General features: G+C 55.8%; 9 protein-coding genes. 6 read left to right on the top strand and 3 right to left on the bottom strand.

Annotated elements, in window-relative coordinates; translation table 11 throughout:
* Nucleotides 1-41 precede the first annotated feature (41 nt).
* From ACMGFL_RS15540 to ACMGFL_RS15515, 6 genes are all read left to right on the top strand, one after another.
* Nucleotides 42-1,550, top strand: a complete 1,509-nt coding sequence (locus tag ACMGFL_RS15540) for a hypothetical protein (RefSeq protein ID WP_436936506.1) — start codon at nucleotides 42-44, stop codon at nucleotides 1,548-1,550.
* 124 nt (nucleotides 1,551-1,674) lie between these two features.
* Entirely contained in the window at nucleotides 1,675-6,003 is a 4,329-nt protein-coding gene (gene pglX / locus ACMGFL_RS15535; RefSeq protein WP_436936505.1) for a BREX-5 system adenine-specific DNA-methyltransferase PglX, read from the top strand.
* 3 nt (nucleotides 6,004-6,006) lie between these two features.
* Nucleotides 6,007-8,199 (top strand): BREX-5 system phosphatase PglZ, encoded by a 2,193-nt coding sequence (gene pglZ / locus ACMGFL_RS15530; RefSeq protein WP_436936504.1) that lies wholly within the window; start codon nucleotides 6,007-6,009, stop codon nucleotides 8,197-8,199.
* 9 nt (nucleotides 8,200-8,208) lie between these two features.
* On the top strand, nucleotides 8,209-8,991 hold the full coding sequence (locus ACMGFL_RS15525; RefSeq protein WP_436936503.1) for a hypothetical protein: 783 nt from the start codon (nucleotides 8,209-8,211) through the stop codon (nucleotides 8,989-8,991).
* Between the two features lie 2 nt (nucleotides 8,992-8,993).
* Nucleotides 8,994-9,743, top strand: a complete 750-nt coding sequence (locus ACMGFL_RS15520; protein ID WP_436936502.1) for a hypothetical protein — start codon at nucleotides 8,994-8,996, stop codon at nucleotides 9,741-9,743.
* A 109-nt stretch (nucleotides 9,744-9,852) separates the two neighbouring features.
* Entirely contained in the window at nucleotides 9,853-12,768 is a 2,916-nt protein-coding gene (locus ACMGFL_RS15515) for a helicase-related protein (RefSeq protein ID WP_436936501.1), read from the top strand.
* Between the two features lie 9 nt (nucleotides 12,769-12,777).
* On the opposite strand, the gene ACMGFL_RS15510 is transcribed toward ACMGFL_RS15515, so the two are convergent.
* From ACMGFL_RS15510 to ACMGFL_RS15500, 3 genes are all read right to left on the bottom strand, one after another.
* Nucleotides 12,778-14,181 carry a PD-(D/E)XK nuclease family protein gene (locus ACMGFL_RS15510; protein WP_436936500.1) on the bottom strand — a complete coding sequence of 468 codons (1,404 nt, stop codon included), beginning with the start codon at nucleotides 14,179-14,181 and terminating at the stop codon, nucleotides 12,778-12,780.
* A gap of 84 nt (nucleotides 14,182-14,265) precedes the next feature.
* The gene (locus tag ACMGFL_RS15505) at nucleotides 14,266-17,154 is read right to left on the bottom strand and encodes a UvrD-helicase domain-containing protein (RefSeq protein ID WP_436936499.1); all 2,889 of its coding nucleotides are present in this window, start codon (nucleotides 17,152-17,154) and stop codon (nucleotides 14,266-14,268) included.
* Complete coding sequence (locus ACMGFL_RS15500) at nucleotides 17,147-19,369, bottom strand: PD-(D/E)XK nuclease family protein (RefSeq protein ID WP_436936498.1); 2,223 nt, start codon at nucleotides 19,367-19,369, stop codon at nucleotides 17,147-17,149. Before ACMGFL_RS15500 ends, ACMGFL_RS15505 begins: the two co-directional genes overlap by 8 nt.
* Nucleotides 19,370-19,451 lie beyond the last annotated feature (82 nt).

Here is a 19,451-nt window from a genome sequence, read left to right as displayed (position 1 = left end):
CCTATATTAAACTAGCATCAGTAACACTGGATACGAGATTAATGTCGGACTCAAGAGTATCGCCTGAAGAAAGTAACATTACTCGGTTCGAATTCATTCAGGAGCGAGCGAGTCACTTCGAATCAGCAGCTGAGGACGCCCGAAGCCTATTGCGAACCAACTTCTTCATTATCGGCTTCTTTCTGCCCATAATTGCTTCTTTTTTCAGCAATCAACTCTCTCCAGAGCGCGTCTTCAACAACGCCTACACACAAGTCGGACTGGTCATATGGCTTGTGTCCACAATGTTCCTCTCGTACACATATCATCGATCCCGTGTCGTCGCTAAGTGCCAGTTCGATCCTGTCGAAGCAGCAATGTTGGGTGATATCCCAGAAGACGAACGGCGCTACCGTATCCAAGATACAATCGATGAGTATAGCAGCACGGTTGAGACTCTTGACCTTCTCATCTCAGGATGCACAGGACTCACGATACTCGCAACGACGCTGTTTGCGCTCGGAGTTCTGCTACCCTTTGTCTCTATCATTCCGCAATTTGGGGCGCTTGCTATCGTTGGTGCTGTTCTCGGTATTGCTACCCTCGGCGCTGTTGTCTACAAGCTCAGGGGTTACATTCCGAGTATTGACGCCCTCCGATCTCGGAGCGAGAACGGATGGGATGATCTTAACCGACCGCGGCAAGACCTTTTGAAGAAAATCTATGTCGCTGTTGGGACAGACCCATTTCAGCTATCTGATCTGCACCTGAAACACAATAGACCATTACGTTCAGGAACGATATCACCGTCATCCATTGACGACTCACATGTCCTGATGCAGGGCGTACTTGACGAGAAAGTGAGCGAGTATCTACTTGAGCAAATGGTCGATGAGGGTTTTTTCGAGAAAACAGGCAACACCGATGAAACGACTTTGAGGCCGCCACACACTCACGAAGAGTTTACGATTAATGAAATGGAGGATGAAGTCGAAACAGCGATTGATAGGCTGGGCCGAGAGCTCGACAGCCATACGAGGGCTCGTAAGGCTACGGCAGATGAACTCAGCTTGCGACCTGACGAGGTTTTAGAAGAGCTCCGGAGCGGCGACACGCTTGAACAAATTCAACGATACAATCGTGTCGTTGACAGACTAAAGGAAGAGGATTTAGATATTTCCGCTCTCCCTTTTGAGTTTACATCAGAGAAAGTTACCTATGTTCCTACGGAGATTGCACAGCAGGCATACGAAAAAATCGAATTAGAAGAGCGAACACGAGAGCACAAGCGAAAAATGAGAAGGGAGCAGGAACAGGCTCGCAGAGCAGAGAACACACACCGGTGTGAGGTCATTGAACCACCCGACGAACACGGCGAATTTCAAGTCTATGTGAATGACGTATTCGGTCAAGATAGCGGACACGAACGATTGCGTATCGACGAAGCGGATGTTTCGGAGTCAGAGCGAGAGGATCTGGAAGAGCTTAAGAAAGGCGACGAGATCCAACTCCGCATTGAGCGCAACGCGCCGGGAAGTGGGAAGTATATTGCTTCTGTCGGCAGCCCGTGATCCTTCACGGCTTGTAGTCTGCAACAAGCGGATGCACTCATCCAATATCATCACCAGCCCGTCGGACAGGTGAAAATCTTCAAGACAGTGCCGTGGCTCTGCAACACACATCACTGAATCTCATATGGAAGGGAATTCTGCGACCCCGCGAAAGGCCCAGCTCGACAAGGAAGAACGCGAGCATCTCGAAGACATCGTCACCGAGATGCGGGAGCGCGTCGAAGCGAACGTTCGCTACCAACTCGAAGAGTATGACCTCGAAGAGCGTCCCGAGGAGGACTCGTCCCTGAGCGACGAAGAGGAAGACCTCGTCGAGGCCATCGAACTGGAAGCCGTCGACGGCAACGAGTGGGACGAGGGCTACGAACAGTACATCACCGGCGTCGGCTACACTATCGTCAATCGGCTCGCTGCTCTCCGCTGTATGGAAGTGCGGAACTTCATCGACGACGAGGTGACGCGATTCCGTGAGGATGGACTCACGCCGGCGGCCGACCGGCTGGTCACCGAGGAGTTCATGCTCGAAGAGGAGGCTGTCCTCGAAGCCTACCGGAACGCGTGCGACGCCCTCGCCGAGGAAATCGAGATTCTCTTCGACCGCTCATCTGCGTACAGTCTGATCGATCCCGACGACGACACCTACAAAGACCTCTGTGGAATGCTCGATGAGGTTTCCGACGAAGTCTGGCGGGCCGACGATGTGCTGGGCTGGGTGTACGAATACTATAATGTCAAACTCCTCGACGATCTTCGACGAAAGGGCGACCGTGAGGGGTTAGAACCCGAAGACGTACCGGCGGCGAACCAGTTCTACACGCCGCACTGGGTCGTGCGGATGCTCACCGACAACTCCCTCGGCAAACTCTATCTCGAATATCGGGGCGAGCTACAGGATACTGTCGAGAGACAGGACTCGATGTCTTCCGACGAGCGCAAGAACCGCCAGTTCTCCCCTGACGATTCTCCAGACATCGCGGACTTCTGTACCTATCTCGTTCCGTCTGAAGAGGAAGGTGAGCCACCGGAGTTCGACAGCCCCGAGGACATTCGCGTCATCGATCCGGCTTGTGGTAGCGGACACTTCCTACTGTACGCGTTCGACGTGTTGGAGCGCATCTACCGGGCCGAGACTGACCTCGACCACGCGGAGATTCCCCGGGAGATTCTGCGGAACAACCTCTACGGTGTCGACCTCGACATGCGGGCCTGCCAACTCGCCGCGTTCAACCTCTATCTGAAGGGCCGAACGCGTGCCGAGGCCGAGGGCGCAAGCGGGTTCGACATGCCGGAGGTCGGTATCGTCTGTGCCGACGCGAAAGTAGCCGACATCGAGGGCGTTGAGGAGGTGTTCGACGAGGTCGCAGAGGGCAAATCCGATGTCGAAAACGCCCTTCGACGAATCCTCGATGCGTTCGAGGAAGTCCACGGGCTTGGGAGTCTGCTGGATGTTCGTGGGACGCTTGGCGATCTCTTTGAAGACGAGGTTGACAAAGGGAGTGTTCAGATCAAGCTGGACGACGACCCCCGCGAAGATCACACGCTCGGACAGATTCTTCACAGTCTACGTGAGGCCGTTGACCACCACCGAGAGGACGACTCGTTCTTGGCACAGGACTTGCGGAGCTTCGTGCGACTGTTGGACGTGCTGGCGCAGGATTATGATGTGGCGCTAATGAATCCGCCGTACGGAACAGAGAACAAAATGCCGGATGTAGTTGAGGAGTATATCCGAGAGCATTATAGATACAAACCAGAGTTCTATGTGAATTTTTTCGAAGTTTGTAATAAGATTGTCAAGCCCCGGGGAAGAGTAGGTATGATTGTCCCTCGAACATTTATGTTCAAAAAGACATTTGAGGATTTCAGAAGTGAATTTATAGGCGATCGAGGGTCTTTTGATTTCTTGGCAGAGTATGGCATGGGGGTTCTTGATAACGCTACAGTTCGAACTGCTGGTACAGTTGTCAGAATTGAACAAGAGCAAAGCAAGGAGGCCGACTTCTATCGACTCCATGACGTCGGGAAAGAGTTGAAAGAGGAACGGTTTATTGCATCTGCATTTACTGAAGGCCGAGATAATGGAGTCAAGAGACATTATAACCGTGATATTTCCGAGTTTTCTATTATTCCCGGATCTCCACTCTCCTATTGGGTTCCATTAAAAATTAGAGAAATATACAAGTCAGATATATGTTTTGACGCGGAGAATTCCCCAGCGAAGAAAGAATCAATGGGGACTGTGAAAGTCGGTTTACAAACAGGAAATAACAGTCGGTTCCTTCGTCGGTTTTGGGAAATAGAGGATTATGATGAGTGGGTTCCTTTTGCGAAGGGGGGTTCTGATGCTTGGATTTTGCCGAGAGTTAATTATGTTACAAATTGGGGGGAAAGAGGACGTGAAATAAAAAGATATGAGGGATCATATCCAAGAAGTGAAAGATACTATTTCCGGGATGCTCTGACATATACAAATATAAAAGAAGGTGGACGGAGGTTTGGTTATCTTCATGATTCTTCGATCTTTGGCACTGCTGGACAAGCATTCCTCCCGGATACCGACATCTGGGAGGCACTTGCATATTCAAATAGCGACCTCGTCACATACCTGATGCTAGCATTGACAACAGGGCGCCACTGGCAGGCTGGCGAGGTTTCGCGGCTACCTTGGGATCCCAACTTGTCGGATTCAGAAGAATTAGAGACGTACGCCAAGGAGATCCTCGCTGAATTACTTCGTGAAAGACGACATGAATTCAATTCGGTGTATTATCAGAGCCCCATCCTACTCTCGTTGATAGGTTACGAAAACCCAACGTTTGTTGGTGACCACCCTCACCGAGAACTACTGGAGAATATTGACTCAATTGGATATATCGACAGTTATGACGCTACTGCGAGTCTCTATGAGTTAGGAATAACCGCTGCTAAATATCGAGCAACTATATCCAACCGTCTTGAAAATAAACAACAAAAAATAAACGATTATTTATTCCAGCATTTCGGGATTGAGGATTCGCTTGTCTCAGATATACTCTTGGAAATTGCACTACGCACTAATGAAGATCCTCGAAAAACCGAGGAATACGATCCTGAGGAGATCAGTGAGCCATCTGAAGACTTTCAGAGAGATGTTAAAGATCTCATTCAGCACTTCGCATTAGAAGCCATCCATGAAGAAGACGACGGCATCATCCCGATGGAAGGGACGGATGAGCAGGACGATATGCTTGACCGTATTATTGAACGCTTTGAGGAGGCATATGGGGAGAATGCTGATGATCGACTCGTCGAGGTTGACGACATCCTCGGGGCAAAGTCTGCCGCCGACGAAGCCTACCCTAACCTACGAACATTCATTGAGGATGATCTTTTCGCCTACCACGTCGATACGATGGAGAACAAGCCTATTTTCTGGAAGCTAAGCAGCGAACGACTCCTTGCCGATTCATCGGGGGAAGGATTCGCGTGTTTCGTTGATTACCATAAAATCGACGCTAGCCTATTTGATCGCTTGAGTAACCAATACCTCGAACCACGAAAAGCAGAACTCCGCGAACGTCGATCAGGAGCGAATCAGCGACGCAACGATGAGTCTCTCTCCACGAGTGAACGGGCTGAAGCGTCCGAGGAGTTTGAGTTCTGTTCGAGCGCTCTCGAACAGATTGCCGAATTTGAGGAGGTAATGCAAGCACTCGGTTCTACAAGCGATCGGGACTTCAATACCGACGATAGGGAACTAGTTAGTGATTTAGCCCCCAAGGTCGCTGCGTTCCGGGAGGAAACCGCCAATCGAATCGAGATACTCACCAAACTCTACGAGAGAAATGGCGAGGACTGGTTCCGAGAAACCTTTTCCGGGGGGTTCTGGAGCACCGTTGACGAATGGAGTGAAGAATGGCTGGAAGCTCTCAACGGACTTGAGCAAGCATGTGAGGCGTACGCTAGACCCAGCGACGAACCTGTTGAAGCCCATCTTGCCGATCTCTTCGAATACTTCAGCGGACGTATCAAAGGATCGGATCATTACTCCAGCACAGGTATCCTCTTCATGACCTACTACTTCGAGCGCGAGGGAGCGAACTTCCTGAACGAAGACGGAGAGCCCTTCGAGAACTTGACTGAGGACGAACGGATGCTCGCCTCGCTCGCGACAGGAGTAGACGACCCATCCATCATTAACGAGGAATATCTCGAACAGGTTGCGGACGACGAAGATGTCGATGATGTTGATGACCTACCGCCGCTAGCGGAGTTCAAGGCGTTAGCTGAGGAGATCGACGACCGCTGTCAGACCATCGATAAGCAGATTCCCTCTGATTGGTCTGATCGGGCGCTGTCGGAAATCACGACCGCTGGCTACCAGCCGAATCAGAAGCACGGCGTTGCAATCAATATCACTCCGCTTGCGGAGAAGAACATCGTCCCGGAAATAGTTGGGGACAAGGTGCTCTAACCTATGCAAGCGACCCAGACCCTCCCCGACGCTGCGAAAGACACCATCCGGCGGGAGTTCGACCGCGCAGAGTCGAACGACCCGATCGTTCTCTGGTGGGATGACGGCAATTACCTCGAAGACATCCTCCGTCAGGCGTGCGCCGAACTCGGCGTCCCGCTGAAGACCGCCGAAAAAACACCGCTGGAACTCCGCGCTGACCCAGTCGACGGCGAGCAGGTCTGGTACGTCCCACACGTCAAAGAACCAGCTGACAAAGAGGGCGACTACGACTGGTTCCGAGACGTCCAGCACACAGGGAGCGAGGTGGAGATGAGCATCGAGGATCTCACCGTCCACGTCTTCGGGAGCGAGCAACTCCAAGCGTGGGAACTGAAGAACGCCACCGAATCCAACGACCCACAACAGCGCCGAGAGATCGCTCGAATCCTCCACGACCAGCTCACCGGCGGCCAGCTCCCGACGCTCGAACAACTCCGCACCCAGATCGTCACCGGCGGGTACACCGACCCGGTAGCGTTCGTGCTGGAGAACGGTTGGGCGGACATCGACGACGACCCCCAGACCGTCGACCAGATGAAGGACTTGCTAACCAGCGAGGGCGTCGATGCGGTCGCCGACGAGAGCGATCCCACGGCCATCGAAACCCAGACGCGTCGGTGGGCGGTCGCAGAGTGGCTGATTCACGCCGGCGCTGATGCCGAGCAGTTCCCGAACGAATTCCGTGCCGAAACCGCCGGCGCTCACGACCTGCCCGAACTCAAGTCGCTGCTGAACAATACGACTTCACCTAACCTGATCGCCGACGACTACCTCGGTGAGACGATTTGGCCCGAGGTCATCGATACCATCGACGATCCGTGGGAACTGTCGAGCTGTATCGTCGACGCTGCGCTCGAACGCCGTCTCTGGGAGGAATGGCACGCGTCCTTCGAAGCCGGCGACTACGAGGAGTGTCTCGACCGAGCAGAGGAACGATACGAAGCCCTCCTCGGGAGCGAGGACATCCACGGAAACTACCGAGGCGCCTACGGCCCAGACAGTCCGTGGACGCAAACGTGGGAGCAGGCCGCCGAGGTGGCCCGTCTCGCACACCAGCTCGACACGTGGGACGAGAGCGTGAGCGACGATGTCGTCTCCCTGTACGCGGACGAGGACGACGGCACGTGGCAGATCGACAACGCCGTTCTCAACCTCGTCGTTTCCGGCGAACCGGAGACCGGCCTTCCCGGTGACCACCCAGCAACCGAGACACTCGATGACCTCCGCACCCAGCTCCAGTCGGAGTATGTCGACTACCTCGAAGACCTCGGAGACCTCGTCACCGAGACCATCGAGGCTGGCGCTCCCTTCGTCAATGAGGATCACGCCTATCAGTTTTTCACCAAGGAATCCGACGGCCTCGAAAGCGGGCAGACGGTCGCGTTGTTCGTCATCGACGCTCTTCGGCTCGATCTCGCCCGTCGCCTCGCGGACGAACTCCGCGAGTACGTCTCAACCCTGCCGGCCGACGCACCCGAATTCGCCGTCGAGGAGAGCGTCTGGCTCGGAACGCTTCCCTCGGAAACCGAGTTCGGAAAGGCCGCTCTCACGCCTGGGGAAGTCCAGATGTTCGATATCTCGATTGTCGATGGGGAACTACAGCCGCTCCGCAACAACCGTGAGGTCGACACGAACCGACGCAACTCGCTGCTGGATGGTGACGGCTGGACAGTCACTCGTGAGGAAGACGAGGGCTGGCAGTCGACGCGTGTGGCCTACTTCAAGAACGACCTCGACAATATGGGTGAGAAGGAACTCAGCGACCTCGAAGAGATGCTCGCCCAACGCGTCGACTCGCTTGCCGAATTCATCGGGACAAAGATCGAACAGGGCGAGTGGGATCAGGCCTACGTCTTGACCGACCACGGGTTCGTTCTCCTGCCCCACGACATGACCCCTGAGAAAATCTCACGACCGACGGAGTCGACAGACTCCGGTCGTCGGTGGATTGCCGGCGAGGACGTCGATGAGGATTCGCCCGGTGTGCTGCTTGATGCCAGCACACGATTGGGTTATCTCGATGCCAACGTCAGCGCCTTCGCGAGCCCGCTCAAGCGGTTCAGCAAGCAGGGTGTCGGCGACGCCCGTTTCTACCACGGTGGGCTCCTCCCGCAGGAGTTCGTACTCGACTTCATCAGCATCACGCAAGGGTGAATTCAGCTAATGACTCTGAAATCCGAAATTCACGACGATGTTAAGTCTGCTTGCAGAGACTACATATCCTCGATAAAACAAGGTGAAGACGAGATACCTACCGACACAGTCTTCAAACTGATCGGGTCTGGAGTGAGATTCCGAGAGGCTACAGAAATTAATCGTCCCTCACTTGCGCTGAGGCGAAATCCGGGGGAACATTATTCTGGGGAATTCGAGTCTGTTGCTGAACATATTGCTGATGAGCTCCCGTTTGAGATGGTTCCAGAAGTCGATATTGACGGGGAAGGGAATCAATTCGTAGTCAACGAAGAGCTGTCGGGGAAAATAGAGGATAGTCTTAGGGACTTCGCCGGACTTGTCTTGGATTACGCTGGCAGCTTTGATTTCGACGATGCAGCCTTTGAGGCTGCTTACGATCGCCAGTTTGAACCAGATTATGCAGATCGAGAGGAGTATCAAATACTTGTCCCGCTACGAGGCGTTAGAGCAGGATCCGATATAACTCTCGGGACAGGGCTTCAATTCGATAGCCAATTCGATGGCCCATATCACCTTTCTAACATAGAAATAACGGATGTCTCTGATACTGAGTGGAACGGAATAGCGACATTCGATGCTCCATTTGATGCGCCAACCAACACTCAACTCCCGGAACCCACTCAAGACTACTCTTACTCGAATGTACTGCGGGTGACTATCGAAAGAAGGCGGCAGAACATCCGAGAATATATTCTGAATAATCGAGGGGGGATCCTACTAAACTCAATGCTGAATCTGTTTCCGTACTAACAGTGGACAACTTTTCAGCTAAGATCCACGACCATCTGATGAGGGAATTAGCGGATACTCTCGAAAGAACCCTTCACCACTATAAACCACGCTGTGACCCCGGATTTGGAACGGGATATATACTGTCTCCGAGTTGGCTGGCATACCGTGGGATTGCTGTAGATATTGTTGATGAAGTAAATGTCGAGCGGGAGGCGGGTCACGGAGAAATAGTACTCGATGACGATCAAAAAGGGTTCAGCGCGTTTTGGGACAGATATTCATCTTACTTTACTGATCAGGATTCTCACTACGACAAGCCCCTTGTGAGATTTGAAGAGATGTTCCATAAGCGGAGAGACGAAGATGCAATCCTTGATTGTTTGATCGCATTAGAAGGTACGCTTCTAAGAGGGACACAAGGATCTTCCTACACATTCCGGATCGGGCTACGTGGGAGTTTCCTACTTGACGGGTCGAATCGGTTATCGTGGAACCGTGAGAAAATTAGGGATTTTCTTTCGGGGCTCTATGCCGTTCGAGGAGAGATTGTACATCAAGATAGATCGCTCGCGGATGCAATTGACGAGGTCAATAACAGTGAACTCGACAATTATAGCGCCTCCGCTCTTGCTGAAGAGGCTCGTGTGGTTTTTGCCAAAATTCTACTTCGATATATCGACCACGACATCGACCACGGGTTATCGATTAATGAGGTGAATCAAGATTTGGATCAGGCCGCACTTGACGCATCTTACTCACCGGGGCCATGATACCAAACCACGGCGACGGATGTGATTTAGTACCCACCGTGGGAGTAGGATCACCTATGACAAATAACATTCAAGATGTCGTGTTACATTTTAATCGAGGAATCACTCGATGACGGACACTACATTCTCTCCCGGCCAACAAGTGATTCTCAACGGCACGTCCGCGGAGGTCATCCAGACGCGGACAGTTGGTGACATCGAGTATCTCCGAGCATACATCGACGGCGAGGGCGTCAAGACTGTCTGTCTGGACGACGTCGATGTCCAGCCACACCAAACCGGGCTGGAGACCCTCTCCGGGCAGCAACTCGATGATCTTCATCCGGATCACGACTCCGTGTCTGCCCAGTGGTTCGACCTCCACACGCAGGCGACGAAGCTGAAGCTCGCTCACGAGCAGGGGCAGTTGCTGAGCATTTCCAACTCGCTCGTCCGGCTGGAACCCTACCAGCTGGCGTGCGTCAACTGGGTGATGAAAAAACTTCGACAGCGTGCGCTCATCGGGGACGACGTCGGTCTCGGGAAAACCATCGAGGCGGGGCTCATCCTCAAAGAATTGAGTGCCCGAAACCGGGCCGACCGCGTCCTCTTCGTCGTCCCTGCCCACCTCCAGAAGAAGTGGATCCGAGATATGGATCGCTTCTTCGATGTGGATCTCACCGTCGCTGACCGGGCGTGGGTCGAAGGCGAGCGTCGACGCCTCGGAGAGGAGGCAAACATTTGGAATCAAGACCAGCAGCAACTCGTCACCAGCATGGCCTTCCTGCGGCAAGACGAGTTCCGGCCCTCGCTCCGAGCCGCGTTCTGGGATGTCGTCGTGGTCGACGAGGCCCACAAGGCCGCGAAGCGGGGCGATTCCCCGAGCAAGACGGCGAACATGGTCGAGACCGTCGCGGGCAACTCCGACTCACTCCTGCTCCTCAGTGCGACGCCCCACGACGGGAAGGGGGAGGCATTCCGGTCGCTCGTCGAGTACATCGATCCCTTCCTTGTCGCCGAGAATCGCGAACTCTCGCAGGAGACAGTCGACCGTGTGATGATCCGACGCGGCAAGACGGACATCTACGACGACGACGGCGAGCGCATCTTCCCCGATCGGGAGGTCAACTCTGTCTCCGTCTCGATGACCCACGACGAACGGCAGTTCTACCGCGCCGTCACCGACTACGTCAAGAACGTCTACAATCGCTCTGAGAAGCTGAACGAGCCCGCGGTCGGGTTCGCGATGGCGCTTATGCAGAAGCGGCTGGTCAGCAGCGTCGGCGCGATTCACGCCACGCTCCGCCGGCGGCTGAACGATTTGCTCGACGAACAGACGGCGACGGACGAACTCTCCGAGGAGGCCGAGGCCTACCTCGACGGTGAGGATCTGGACGAGGACGACAAGCAGCGAGCGGAAGACGAGATTGCCGGACTGACCGTCGCCAGCAACGACGAACAACTCCAAGAGGAGATCGACACGCTCCGCGATCTCGTCTCACTCGCCGAAGACCTACCCGTCGACTCGAAGGCCCAGAAGGTACGGCGGTTCATCAGCCAACTCCTCGAAGAGCAACCAGACGAGAAACTCCTGCTGTTCACCGAGTACCGGGATACGCTCGACTACCTCCTCGACTTTGTGCAGGACGAGCCGTGGGCCGACGAGATTCTGGTCATCCACGGCGATGTCGACAAAGAGGAGCGGGCCCGCATCGAAGACGAGTTCAATCACGGCCAGTCGCGACTGCTGTTCGCGACCGACGCGGCGAGCGAGGGGATCGACCTCCAGCACAGCTGCCACATTATGGCGAACTACGAGTTGCCGTGGAATCCCAACCGGCTCGAACAACGAATAGGCCGCATCCACCGCTACGGGCAGGACAGGGAGGTCAAGGTCTGGAACTTCCTCTTTGATGACACTCGTGAGAGTGAAATCTTCGAGATGCTCCAGACCAAAGTCGAGGAGATTCGCTCGAAGCTCGGCAACACGGCGGACGTACTCGGAATCCTCGACGATATCGACGTGGACTCGCTCATTATGGAGTCCATCCAGAACGACGAGCCGCCAAGCGCAACCAAGGAGGAACTCGAGGAGCTGATCGAGGAGCGCCAGCGCACGCTCGAAGAGTGGTACGAGCGGAGTCTCGTCGATACCAGCACGTTCGACGCGGAGAGTCGCCGGCAGATTCAGGAGGTCGTCGACGAGTCCGAAGACGTCTACGGGAGCGCCGGTGACATTCGGGAGTTCTTCGAGCAGGCAGTCGAGGCCTTCGGCGGCGAGTTCGAGAAGCGCGGCACCAATCTCTATCAGGCCGAATTACCCGAGGACATCCGACCCCCGGACGTGGATGCGACCTTCGGCCCGTTCACGTTCGACCGCGAATTTGCGATGGAGCACGAGGATATCACGTTCGTAGCGCCCGACACGGATGTCCTCCAGCGACTCATGGCACGCGTGCTGGAGTCCGATCGGGGAGAGGTCGGCCTCAAACTCCTCCCGTTCGTCGACACGCCGGGAGTCACCTACAATTATCGCGTAGCGTTCGACGATGGCACGGGAGAGGTGATCCGGGAGGAGACAATCCCCGTCTTCGTCGACGCCGAGCAGCGAGATGCCCAACAGGCACTCGGTGAGCGGGTTGTTGAGGGTGAGACGGTATCTGCGAAACCAGAGGTGGATGACATCCGGACAGTAGTGGACGCCGAAGACGAACTTCGTGAAGCCGCCGACCGCTACGTGAGTGCTCGGGTGAACGAGATCAAGTCCGACCTCAGTTCAAAACGTCACGAGGAGACTGCCCGGGAACTCGAGAATCTCAACGAGTACGCACAGTCCGAACGCGAGCGCATCGAGTCCTTTATCGAGGAGTACGAACGCAAGTCCGAGGCTGGCTCGGATATGGACATCGCGATCCGGGGCCAGCGTGAGCGTCTCGAAAAACTCGAAGAGCGAATCGAGACGCGTCGCCAAGAGCTGAAACGTCGGGAACAGGTTATCTCGCTGGCGCCCGAGGTGGAGAACTACTGCCTCACGTTACCGCTGTGAGTACTGTGGTCAATCAGACTGAATACTGACACTATAAACGCTCTCTATCGTCTCGTAGTAGATGTCGTCGAGAACCGAAACCAGTGCCTCGTTCTCGACTACGAGGTCAACGAAGGCCTCATTCAGCGACTCGATGTACGCGTCAAAGAAGGACTGGTCGTCTTCCACCTCAATATCGTAGGCCGCTACCAGCATATCATCCTTTATGCCGGTGATTTCCGCCCTCGGCGGCAGAAGATCGCCGATTTCGGATGTCCGACTGTTGAAGGCGTCGACGAACTCGTCGATGAACTCCTGATCATTCGCCCCCATATTCCTGAAGTAGACGTTTAATGTTCGCTCGCCGAGTGCCAAATCACGGTTCCGGCCCAATCGATGGTGGAAGCCGATTCGTACGTCGTTTCGGTCGTCAGCCCTGCTGTGCAATACTTGACTCAGGTCATCGACGTGGCGCCACCAGCCGTCTTTGAAGATCATTCCCCAGTCCGAACTGCTCGTGCGAAACCGCCAATCTCCGCGCCTCGTGTCGTCCGTCGCAAGTACGAAGCTAGTCACATCGTCGTCGAAGTCGGACGCTGAACCGTGGCCATCGCGTTCGAGAGTCTCCCCTAACCGACGGCCCCAGCGATCGGAAAATGTCTCCCAACGGTCGTCGAACGTGTCAGTAACATCGCTAATTGCATCGTAGTGTTCGAGGTACAGTTCGATCTTCTCCTGTTCGTTCTGTTGTTGGTCGGTCATCCCTGAAATGCTCTCAATGTCGTCGTTGAACTCGCGCAGTTGGGTGACTGTCCGTTGAGGAAACCGCGCCGCGTTTTCGGACAGAAACGGTTCCAGTACGTCGCTCCTGAATGCCTGCCACGTCCAGTTCGCGAAGTTCGATTCGTTCGCGGAAGGCTGGTCGCTCTGGTGAAGATACAGGTAGTACTCCCCTGACTCGTAGTCGGCCTTTGGCCGACCGTCCACGTGTGTTGCCTTGCGGTAGTAGAACTCAGTCTGCGTATCCTTAGCCGAGAACTTCAGCTCGATCATCAGGAACCATTCGTTCGGCACCTCGATCAGGATATCGACGATACCGGGCGACTCAGTTGTTCCGTCGACCACCTTCTCAACTTGCGCCTGATCATCCACCACGACATCCGAGAGATCGTGGATGTCTTCCTGAAAGTCACACTCGTCCGGTAGCCCATCGAGAACCGCTCGAAGAAACTCCGCGTCCATCCCATGTGGCTCCTCTGGATCGAGAAAGTACGCCATCAGCCGGTTGACGTACACCTCGGCCTTCTTTTGACTGCCCAGCGAGTACTCGATCACGTCCATCAGCGAGCGAGGCGACTCGGGAACGTCCGTGATCTGCATCCACTTCCGTTCGAGTGTCTGTAAATCCGCCTTCTGCGTGCCGTTCGTGTCCATTTGTCAGTTCACATTTGTGAATGGCGCGGCAGGGAATAGAAACTTTCCTACCACCCACTGTCTTGGGCTAGTGTGAGAGTTTTGCTATCGAATGATGGGATCTTCCTCGCTGTCAGGCTGCGCTTCGGCATAGTCCCGATCGATCAAATCGGCAATCTCGTCCTTTGAGAGGGGGTCAATCTTGATGCGGTCACCATCAGCAGTGTAGAAGAGTGCCGTCGTGACGCGGTAGTCACGGAATGCGGCCCGAACGACGTGGTAATAGACGCTCAACTGCTTCCGGTACTCCGATTCGGCGTGGCGACCGATGTCTGTCTTGTAGTCCACGATGTCGATCCTGTCTTCAGCGACGTGGAGCAGGTCGATGATTCCCGAGATGGTTACCTGCTGTTCACCGACCGTCACCGGGAGGTAGGCGTTCTCCTCGGCTCGTAGCTCGCCGTCGAGGGAGTCCAAAAACTCGGCGACGTGTCGTTCGTCTTCGTTCGACGGTTCGACGACCGCTCCCTCGGCATACTGTTCTGCGAAGTCGTGAACCTGATTACCGAACTCGATCCCTCGCCCATCGTCGGCATCGCTGAACACGTGGTCGTCCATCAGCGAGTGTGGTGACTGACCGGCCGGTATGTCGGGGACTGGAACGGATACCTGCAACCGGGACTGTTCCGTCCGCGCTGTCCCTGCCTCCTCCACATCAGGTTCGACTGTCTCGGGCTCGAGCGGCAGGTTCTCGAAGAGCGGACTGGGCGATGGACCCGCAGAGAACAGGACGTGGCTCTCCGCACGGGTGATCGCGACGTACATCAACCGGCGCTCCTCGTCGTAGTCACGGTTGAGACACTTCGAGAGGATGCGATATCGCCAGTTATCATAGATGTGAGGGCGTCCGTGAGCATCCGCGTAGTCTTTCGTTTGCCGGAGCCCGACCGGATCCTCATAGCGAATTCTGTCGGCTCCGCCACCCGACGGCGGGAAGCTGTACTGGTTGATGTTCGCCAGAATGACGATCGGATGCTCGAGCCCCTTCGCGGCATGGATAGTCTGGACGGTTATCGAGTCGCCACCGGGGTTGTCGTCCACGTCGTGGGTCGCGTCGGCCTCCAGACTCTGCTCCATAAAGCGAATGATGGCCCCGCGGTTGTGGGTCGTGCTGTCGAACGTTCCCTGCAATACCGCCACCAGTGCATCCGCGTAGGCGTCCTCGAAGCCGTAGCGATCGAACACAAGCCGTGCGATGCCTCCAACAGTCTCGCCGCTGGCGAGTCGTTCCCGGAACGAGAGCATATTCGACGGATACGACTCGTTCTCGAGGATCGCCTTGACCTCGTCGAGTGTGTACCCCGCCTCTTCCAGCACGACCGCCCAACCACGCTCTGAATGCCGATCTTCGAGGAGGCGCAACCACGCCAGCAGAAGGATCGCCTGTTCGGTGCCGAACAGCTCGACACCGCCCTCGTAGGCGACCGGGATGTTGTACTCACGGGCGTCACTCTGCAACTCACGACCGAATCGGCGCGTCCGGGTCAAGACCGCGATATCCTCGTGGGAGGGAGGGCGCAATTCACCGTCTTCATCCTCGACGGCGTACGCACGATTGCCGACGATCTCCTGCACACGCGTCAGAATTGCCTCGCACTCGTCGTCGCTCGTGAACGCCTCGATGTTCGAGTGGTCGTGGTCGGTGGTGGCCGTCAGCGGTGTGATGTCGTCCTCGATATCGAGGTCGACTTCCTCGTTGCTCGTCGCAGGCAAGCCGAGACTGTGCCTCGAAAAGTCCAGTATCGACTGGGTCGAGCGGTAGTTCTTCTCCAGTTTGATCTCGGTCACGTCGTCGACGGGAAACGCGACCCGCTCGCTGTCGCTGTTGAGTTCCCGCTTGTAGTTCTCGAGGCGTTCCTCGAACTGACGGATGTTGTCAACCGAAGCGTACTGGAACCCGTAGATGCTCTGCTTCCAATCGCCCACCACGCAGAAGTTGTCCGTTCCCGCGAGCAACAGGGCAAGCTTGAACTGAATCTCGCTGGTGTCCTGAAACTCGTCGACCATCACGTGGTCGAACTGCACTGCCTCCCGCAACACGTGATCCTCACACAGCAACACGAAGGCGAACATCTGGAGGAAACTGAAGTTCAGATAGTTCTGGCGGAGCGCGAACTCGATGTACTCGAAATAGATGTCGTGGACGAACGCCTTCAGCGCGTCTCGCTCCTCGTCGAAGGCACGCTCGGCCCACTCGTGGTCGATACTCGGGTAGTTGTCCCGGAGTTCCGACTCAGCCGGAGCGTCGGGAAGGAAACAGCGGCCGCGCTCGAACCCACTCAGACCATCCCGCAAATCGGACTGCGTCGGCCCGTTCGCGCCCTCGTTTGGCTCGTTTGCCGCCTCGAATAGTTCCTCAAAAGCCTCGAAATCACCGTCGAGGTAGGATTCTCCGTTCCGGTACCAGCCATCGACAGTCGGGAAAATACCTTTCGCAGCCAGTTCGCGGATCACTTCCAGCAGCGACGTGTTCTCACGGAGGACACGGAGGAAGTCGTGATGTTCGGGATGCTCGTCGGCGAACTGCGACATGAACTCCCGGAACCGATCTTCTTCGACCACCTCGTTTTCGAGTAGGCGCGTCGAGGACGTGATCCGATCGTCGATCCCGAGGTGTGTCGGAGCCGAGAACCCATTCCGGAGCAGTAGTTCGTGACAGTGTCCGTGGAACGTGTTGATAGGCGCGTCCCGGAGCGCCGACATCGAGTAGTCGCAGTTCGCGACGACGCGTTCCTTCATTTCGGCTGCAGCGTTGTTCGTGAACGTGATCAGCAGGATATCGTCCGGTTCGGTCTCGTCCTGCTGCAGGAGGTTCGCATACCGACGCGTGATGGTGAACGTCTTGCCTGTTCCGGCACCGGCGTCGACGACGTGAATGCCGCTCGTGGCATCGATCAACTCCTGTTGCTGGTCGTTGGGTTCGAAGTCAGTCATCGGTTTGAATGAGGTCGCGGTGATCGACGCGGTCGACGTTCGGATCGCCGACAGGGAACCGGGAGCGACGATACTCGTTGATTCGATCGATCTGTTCCTGCAGGAATCGCTCGAAGGCATCCACCTCGTCCTCGAAGTAGTTCCGACCACGTAGCCTGTGGAGTTCTTTCAGCACCGAATCTGTTCCATCGTCCACGTACACGTAGTCACCTACCTCTGCCTTCGCGTGTTCGGTGAACTTAGCGGCGAGGTCGGTGTCGAGTAATGCGTCCGTGTCCTTGACATCCGGGAAGTCGTGGCGATCAAAGAACGCCTGGTAGACATCGTAGCCCATTCGTTCAAGCGTCTTGCGGCGGTCGTTGCTCTCGGCGACGCCTTCTCGAAGCGTGTCGAACGCTGCCCGTCGCTTGGCGAACTCGTGGAAGAGTTCGGGATAGTATGTGACCCGGATCAACGCGTCTTCGGGGGCAGCTTCCCCGACAACCTCCTCGTCGACCAGCTCGAGGAAGTGGAAGAACACGAATCGAATCCGCTCGTCGGGATGGACGCGCCTGTGGTGAGCAAGGTAGAGGAGAGCTTGGAAATTTGGTTCGTCACTGATCTCATCGATTGCCGACTTGTCGACGACCTTCGAGGCCGACGTGTGGCTACCGCTCTTGTAATCGACCAATTGCGATGGGGAGTGAATGAGATCAACTTTCCCTTTCCCGCCGAGAGCGGGGTTCTCGAACCACCGCTCCGTGATGGGTGAATCAATCGACTGGTCGAAGTGCTCAGCGAAGATGTTCGAGTCTTCGCGAAATCCATATCCCTCGTATTCACGTTCCGTCGGAGGTTCATCGGTAAGCAATCGCTGGATGAGTTCGATACCAATCTCGAACTCCGTACGCAATACTTCCAAGTCGACGTCGTCGACGTAGGGTCGCATCTCGGTCAGCATACGGTCGACCAATTCGTCTCCGGCAGTCGAGTCGATGATGTCTGGATGATTGACATAGAATTCGGCAAAGTCGTGAAAGAGATTACCTTTCTGGAAGTGATCGCGGTCGGGGCTGGTCACAACGCGATCAAAGAAATAATCGCGCGGACAGTTGGCGAAGGTGCTCAGACTCGATGGGCTGAGCGTCTCGATGGTCGTCGGCTCAGCGTTGACCGGTTCCTTCTCGAATCCGTCCCCATCACGACTGGCGAACCGAGTGTGGGACGTGCTCGGAAGGTCACCGAACGTGTCGAAGTCCGCGCCGAGGAGGTCGTGGAAGTAAAGGCACGGTGTTACTGGCTCGCCGGAACTCGTCTCCTGCACGAGGAAGTACCGCTCGTTGCCGTTCTGCAGGAGCAATTGGAATTGTCTGAGGTACTGGCGATCCTTGGCATCGGCATCGATCCACGGCCGGTCGGGGATACGGTGCGTCCAGTCGGCGTCCATCCCGAGATAGAAAACAGCCGGGCGATCCACGTAGGCGGCCGCGGTAGCGTCCGCAAGCAGGACGCCTGCGTCGTCCCGGTCGACGGGGACGTCGAACGACTGGAGGTAGAATTCGACACCGTCGAGCGTGTCTTCTCTGACAGTAGCGTGGCGAACGCCGAGCCGCTCTAATTCATCGCGGAAGGCGTCTAGCGACCGATCACACCACGTTTCGAACGTGGAGAGTGCCTCGTCGAACGATCGGTTGTGAACGGTTTCACAGAACTGCTGGAGCGATTCGATCTCCGGATGATCGAGTTCGTGCAGGCGTTTGTTATCGTCCTCGACTGACGGCCGGATACCGAGATGGTGAAGAATCGGTCGAACGTCGCCCAGCCGCGCGTGTCTATCGGCGTGGGCCGTCCGCAACAAGCGGATGAATGTCCGCAAACTCTCGTCGTCGGCGAAGCCGGGGCCGCCATAGAACGGGATGTCGTTCGCCTCGAGTGCAGACTCGACAAGCGCGGGGTACTCACTGCCCCGATCCATGATGATGGCCACGTCTTCAGCGTTCTCGGGCGTCACGTTGTCAACAACGGTATCGACGATGTCGGTCGTGGACTCGTAGAGATGAAACTTCGGCAATTCGAAGCTGCCGACACCGAATGGATCAACCGTCTCGTATTCGTCAGGGAGAACCGATCGGTCAAGCGCTGTGAATTGCTCTTCACCGATGACAGCCACAGACTGGTCCTCCGGGATCGTGTAATCGCCGAGGTCGTTGTGGGCGCTATCGGCGGTATCGATCACATCGATGGCGCGGCGCGTGGCGCGAGTATCGAACTGGTCGTATTCAAGGATGGCGCGGAGTTCTCCAGTTTCCTCCCAGCAG

Source organism: Halovenus marina (assembly GCF_051414115.1).
GTDB classification, from domain to species: Archaea; Halobacteriota; Halobacteria; order Halobacteriales; family Haloarculaceae; genus Halovenus; species Halovenus marina.
This window is presented reverse-complemented; position numbering and strand designations above follow the sequence as displayed.

Excerpts from the sequence above, each read along its gene's own strand:
- ACMGFL_RS15540 (WP_436936506.1), top strand. The coding sequence starts at position 42 with ATGTCGGACTCAAGAGTATCGCCTGAAGAAAGTAACATTACTCGGTTC.
- pglX (WP_436936505.1), top strand. The coding sequence starts at position 1,675 with ATGGAAGGGAATTCTGCGACCCCGCGAAAGGCCCAGCTCGACAAGGAA.
- pglZ (WP_436936504.1), top strand. The coding sequence starts at position 6,007 with ATGCAAGCGACCCAGACCCTCCCCGACGCTGCGAAAGACACCATCCGG.
- ACMGFL_RS15525 (WP_436936503.1), top strand. The coding sequence starts at position 8,209 with ATGACTCTGAAATCCGAAATTCACGACGATGTTAAGTCTGCTTGCAGA.
- ACMGFL_RS15515 (WP_436936501.1), top strand. The coding sequence starts at position 9,853 with ATGACGGACACTACATTCTCTCCCGGCCAACAAGTGATTCTCAACGGC.
- ACMGFL_RS15510 (WP_436936500.1), bottom strand. The coding sequence starts at position 14,181 with ATGGACACGAACGGCACGCAGAAGGCGGATTTACAGACACTCGAACGG.
- ACMGFL_RS15505 (WP_436936499.1), bottom strand. The coding sequence starts at position 17,154 with ATGACTGACTTCGAACCCAACGACCAGCAACAGGAGTTGATCGATGCC.